Origin of the sequence: Planktothrix paucivesiculata PCC 9631 (genome assembly GCF_900009265.2) — a bacterium.
GTDB classification, from domain to species: domain Bacteria; phylum Cyanobacteriota; class Cyanobacteriia; order Cyanobacteriales; family Microcoleaceae; genus Planktothrix; species Planktothrix paucivesiculata.
In genome coordinates, this window is the sequence record NZ_LR735145.1 from 1 (window position 1) to 202 (window position 202).

The following is a 202-nucleotide window of genomic DNA, read 5'->3' on the forward strand; positions in this document are numbered from 1 at the left end:
CTACCGATGATGCCGGGAACGTTTCGAGTGCTTCGACACCCGTGAGTCTCACCGTCGATGCCACAGCACCAACTGTGCCGACGATTACTAGCAGTGGCACTACCAACAGCACCACTCCGACGTTGACCGGTACAGCCGAAGCCAATAGTACCGTTGAGATCCTGCAAGATGGCACCAGTATCGGTACGGCTACAGCCGATGC

At 56.9% G+C, this 202-nt stretch carries 1 protein-coding gene; it reads left to right on the forward strand.

What is annotated here, in order from left to right:
• On the forward strand, nucleotides 1-202 hold a 202-nt coding region (locus PL9631_RS26550), incomplete at both ends, for a hypothetical protein (RefSeq protein WP_197046546.1).